The organism is Flavobacterium chungangensis, assembly GCF_042654045.1.
GTDB classification, from domain to species: domain Bacteria; phylum Bacteroidota; class Bacteroidia; order Flavobacteriales; family Flavobacteriaceae; genus Flavobacterium; species Flavobacterium chungangensis.
Genome location: NZ_JBHSFY010000028.1, coordinates 1 through 4,109 on the forward strand (window position 1 = coordinate 1; position 4,109 = coordinate 4,109).

Annotated in this window: 3 protein-coding genes; 2 read left to right on the top strand and 1 reads right to left on the bottom strand. The window is 36.3% G+C overall.

The genetic code is table 11. From position 1 onward, the window contains the following. Window positions 1–248 precede the first annotated feature (248 nt). Entirely contained in the window at window positions 249–1,298 is a 1,050-nt protein-coding gene (locus ACFO3N_RS24855) for a proline iminopeptidase-family hydrolase (RefSeq protein ID WP_379801506.1), read from the top strand. A 382-nt stretch (window positions 1,299–1,680) separates the two neighbouring features. After that, entirely contained in the window at window positions 1,681–3,954 is a 2,274-nt protein-coding gene (gene katG / locus ACFO3N_RS24860; RefSeq protein WP_379801507.1) for a catalase/peroxidase HPI, read from the top strand. Window positions 3,955–4,021: 67 nt separating this feature from the next. On the opposite strand, the gene ACFO3N_RS24865 is transcribed toward katG, so the two are convergent. Then, window positions 4,022–4,108: an IS3 family transposase gene (locus tag ACFO3N_RS24865; protein ID WP_379796460.1), complete on the bottom strand. Its 87-nt coding sequence runs from the start codon at window positions 4,106–4,108 to the stop codon at window positions 4,022–4,024. Between the last annotated feature and the right edge of the window lies 1 nt (window position 4,109).

A 4,109-nucleotide genomic window follows, 5' to 3' on the forward strand; every position in this document is an offset into this window, starting at 1 on the left:
GATTAATCAGGTGCCGCGTTAGTGATGGGAGCGGCATCCTTTTGCGGGGCGCGGAGGGCTTCTTTTTCCCCTAAACATCCATCCGCAAAAGATACAGCGGACAGCACGGCCCGCAGGGAAACGCCATAAAAATATCATTGTTTCTTGCTGAAGTTATTCTTTGTGTTTTAATTAGGGAATAGATGGTTAATGAAATTTAGTATATTAGGACTTTAAAAAAAGATGCTATTAATTTAAACCAAACACCTATGAATGTCTATACTAATGTCTTTCTGTCAATTGTAAGTATGCTGTTTTTTTCGGCATGTAGTGATAAAAATACTGCTAAAGAAGAAAAATTGGATTTAAGTTCTTATTTAAAAGATGGATCTACAGGTATAAAGACAGGAGGGGTAAAGATGATTGAAATCAGTACTACGAAGGGGAAGTTTAAGGTTTGGACTAAGCGCGTAGGTAATAATCCAAAAATGAAGCTATTGCTTTTAAATGGAGGACCAGGAGCGACCCATGAATATTTTGAGTGTATGGAAAGCTTTTTGCCTCAGGAAGGGATAGAATTTATTTATTACGACCAGTTGGGAACAGGTAACTCTGATAATCCAAATGATCCAGTATTTTGGGATTTGGATCGTTATGTGGAAGAAGTGGAGCAGGTGCGTATAGCTCTTGGTTTAGATAAGAGTAATTTTTATTTATTAGGTCATTCATGGGGTGGTATTCTGGCTTCGCAATATGCGCTGAAGTATCAACAAAATTTAAAAGGACTTATTATTTCAAATATGATGGTGAGTGCTATTGACTATGATAAGTATGCTGATACAGTACTAGCAAAGCAGATGGATCCCAAAGTGCTGGCAAGAATTAGAGAAATAGAGAAAAATAAGGATTTTGAAAATCCTGAATACATGCAGTTATTGCTTCCTAATTTTTATACTAAACACATCCTGCGTTTGGATGCTGATAAGTGGCCAGAGCCTGTAAATAGATCCTTTAGTAAAATAAATCAGTCTCTGTATGTGACTATGCAGGGGCCAAGTGAATTTGGATTGTCAGGAAAACTTGAGAAATGGGATATAAAAAAGGAACTTCCTAAACTTATCGTGCCAACATTGTCGATAGGGGCGGAATATGATACTATGGATCCTAATCATATGAAATGGATTGCTTCTCAGGTGAAAAATGGCACTTATTTGTATTGTCCTAACGGAAGTCATATGAGTATGTACGATGATCAGGATATTTACATGAAAGGTTTGATTAAGTTTATTAAAGATACAGATAATAAGACCATCAAATAATATATGACTACAGAATTGAAAGCTCTCTATTTTGGGAGCTTTTTCTTTTTAAAGAACTTTTATAGTATTTTGTTTTATGTATTTTTCGGATATAAGTTTGAAAATTAGCAAGAAATAAAGATATTACAGACAAGCAATTAAATGTTTATGCCGATAAAAAGATTCTTTTTGCTAAATTTATAGAAGCAAAATTTAAATTTATAAAAGTATTGTGTCTTTCAAAAACAATGTTTTTATATAATAAGAAGTGTTATAAGTAATTAGAATCATTAAAATAATTCTATATAGATTTTGTCTATTCTCTAAGAATTATTTATGATTCACAGTCATAATTTTCTTTTTCATTAGTTTGTAATTTAGTCAAAAATAAAATTTTTCAACTATGGACAATCAATCAAATGACATCAGCAAATGCCCTTTTCATAATGGGAGCATGGATAAACAGGCAGCATCGGGAACTAAAAATCTAGACTGGTGGCCCAAACAGTTAAAGGTAAATATCCTAAGACAGAATTCGTCGTTATCAAATCCGTTGGATAAGGATTTTAATTACGCAGAAGCTTTTAAAAGTCTCGATATTGAGGCATTAAAGAAAGATTTGCATGCTCTTATGACTGATTCACAAGATTGGTGGCCTGCAGATTTTGGTCATTATGGCGGTCTTTTCATAAGAATGGCTTGGCATAGTGCAGGTACTTATAGAGTGCATGACGGACGAGGTGGAGCAGGAGCAGGACAACAGCGATTTGCACCTCTTAACAGTTGGCCAGATAACGTAAGTCTTGATAAAGCGAGAAGATTGCTCTGGCCCATAAAACAAAAATATGGACAAAAGATTTCATGGGCAGATTTATTGATCTTAACAGGAAATGTGGCTTTAGAATCAATGGGATTTAAAACATTTGGTTTTGCAGGAGGACGTGCCGATGTTTGGGAAGCAGACGAATCTGTTTATTGGGGTTCTGAAACGACATGGTTAGGTGGTGACGAACGTTATAAAGACGGTTCTGAAGGTGTTCCAAAAGATCATGGAGTAGTATCATCTGATGATAATGCAGACGGAGATATCCATAGCAGAAATCTTGAAAAACCGCTTGCAGCAGTGCAAATGGGACTTATATATGTTAATCCAGAAGGGCCTGACGGAAATCCGGATCCGATTGCGGCAGCTCGAGATATAAGAGATACCTTTGGCCGTATGGCAATGAATGATGAAGAAACTGTAGCCTTAATAGCGGGCGGACACACCTTTGGTAAAACGCACGGTGCTGCCTCATCAGATCATGTGGGAGCAGAACCAGAAGCAGCAGGTCTAGAACTGCAAGGGTTAGGATGGCAAAACAGTTTTGGCTCTGGAAAAGGGGGAGATGCTATTACAAGCGGACTTGAAGTTACTTGGACAAAAACGCCAACACAATGGAGCAATAACTTTTTTGAGAATTTATTTGGTTTTGAATGGGAACTTTCAAAAAGTCCGGCAGGAGCACATCAATGGGTAGCAAAAAATGCTGAAGCAATTATTCCAGATGCTTTTGATGTTAATAAAAAGCACTTGCCAACGATGCTAACTACAGATTTATCTTTAAGATTAGATCCTGCTTATGAGAAAATATCACGTCGTTTTCTAGAAAATCCAGATGAGTTTGCAGATGCTTTTGCTCGTGCATGGTTTAAATTGACGCATCGTGATATGGGACCTCGCGCTCTTTATCTTGGAACCGAAGTGCCTACAGAAGAACTACTTTGGCAGGATCCTATTCCAGAAGTAAATCATGCTTTAATAAATGACCAAGATATCGAACAGCTTAAAGAAAAAGTATTAAATTCAGGATTAAGCGTATCTCAATTGGTTGCTACAGCTTGGGCTTCAGCTTCTACTTTTAGAGGTTCAGATAAACGTGGAGGCGCAAACGGTGGGCGCATAAGACTTGCACCACAGAAAGATTGGGAAATAAATAATCCAGCTGCGCTTAAAATTGTTTTAGATAAATTAGAAGGTATTCAAAAAGAATTTAATGCTGCAAATGGAGATAAAAAAGTTTCATTGGCTGATTTAATCGTTTTAGGAGGATCTGCAGCTGTAGAAAAAGCAGCTAAAGATGCAGGAGCATCTGCGAAAGTGCCTTTTTCACCTGGACGTATGGATGCATCTGCAGAACAGACAGATGTTGAATCGTTTGGATATTTAGAACCAAAATCTGATGGTTTTAGAAACTACAGAAAAACAAAATCGACTGTTTTAACAGAAGAACTTCTTATAGATAAAGCGAATTTGCTGACTCTTACGGCACCAGAATTGACGGTTCTTTTAGGCGGACTTCGTGTTCTGGATATTAATGCAGACGGAAGTAAAAATGGTGTTTTTACCAATAGACCAGGTCAGCTAACCAATGATTTCTTTGTAAACTTACTGAACATGAATACAGAATGGAAGTCTGTTTCAAATGACAAAGAACTTTATACTGGAAATGATAGAAGTACTGGACAGCCTAAGTGGATAGGAACACGTGCAGATCTTGTTTTTGGATCAAATTCAGAATTAAGAGCAATTGCAGAAGTTTATGCAGCTGGTGATGCACACGAAAAATTTGTAAAAGACTTTATTGCCGTATGGACTAAAGTAATGAATCTAGACAGATTTGATTTAAGAAAATAATATTCGCTTTTAGCAAAAAAAAGACGCCAATTATAGACTGCACCCAAAAGTTTAGACAAATTAATAACTAAGTTTTATAATAATGAGCTCGATATTGTATGGGGCTCATTGCTTTTAGATTAAGTTTTATTCTGTCATTATTATAATAATTAATA